The sequence below is a fragment of the Acidovorax sp. HMWF018 genome, assembly GCF_003061035.1.
GTDB lineage: Bacteria > Pseudomonadota > Gammaproteobacteria > Burkholderiales > Burkholderiaceae_C > Acidovorax > Acidovorax delafieldii.
Genome location: NZ_QAIM01000623.1, coordinates 1 through 1,033 on the forward strand (window position 1 = coordinate 1; position 1,033 = coordinate 1,033).

General features: G+C 62.1%; 1 protein-coding gene. It reads right to left on the bottom strand.

All coding sequences use genetic code 11. The annotated features are described in order from the left end of the window. Positions 1-1,033: elongation factor Tu (gene tuf, locus DBR23_RS26305; RefSeq protein ID WP_108500060.1), on the bottom strand; the 1,033-nt coding region annotated here is incomplete at both ends.

The following is a 1,033-nucleotide window of genomic DNA, read 5'->3' on the forward strand; positions in this document are numbered from 1 at the left end:
CCATTTCCTTGTCGGCTGGCAGCTCGATGGCGCCAGTCACGTCGGTCGTGCGGAAGTAGAACTGGGGACGGTAGTTGTTGAAGAAAGGAGTGTGGCGACCTCCTTCGTCCTTGCTCAGCACATACACCTCAGCCGTGAAGTGGGTGTGGGGCTTGATCGAGCCGGGCTTGCACAGCACTTGGCCACGCTCCACGTCTTCGCGCTTGGTACCGCGCAGCAGCAGGCCGACGTTGTCGCCAGCTTGGCCTTGGTCCAGCAGCTTGCGGAACATTTCCACGCCGGTGCAGGTGGTCTTTTGCGTGTCGCGGATACCCACGATTTCGATTTCTTCGCCGACCTTGATGATGCCGCGTTCCACGCGACCGGTCACCACGGTGCCGCGGCCGGAGATGGAGAACACGTCTTCCACGGGCATCAGGAAGGCACCGTCCACAGCGCGCTCAGGCGTGGGGATGTAGGTGTCCAGGGCTTCGGCCAGCTTCATGATGGCTTCTTCACCCAGCTTGCCCTTGTCGCCTTCCAGGGCGAGCTTGGCGGAGCCACGGATGATGGGGGTGTCGTCGCCTGGGAAGTCGTACTTGTCCAGGAGTTCGCGCACTTCCATTTCGACGAGTTCCAGCAGTTCTTCGTCGTCCACCATGTCGCACTTGTTCAGGAACACGATGATGTAAGGCACGCCCACTTGGCGAGCCAGCAGGATGTGCTCGCGGGTCTGGGGCATTGGGCCGTCAGCAGCGGAGCAGACCAGGATAGCGCCGTCCATCTGGGCAGCGCCGGTGATCATGTTCTTCACATAGTCGGCGTGGCCGGGGCAGTCCACGTGAGCGTAGTGGCGGTTGGCCGTTTCGTATTCCACGTGGGCGGTGTTGATCGTGATACCGCGGGCCTTTTCTTCGGGCGCAGCGTCGATCTGGTCGTAGGCCTTGGCTTCGCCGCCGAACTTGGCGGACAGCACGGTAGCGATCGCTGCCGTCAGCGTCGTCTTGCCATGGTCCACGTGACCGATCGTGCCCACGTTCACGTGGGGCTTGGT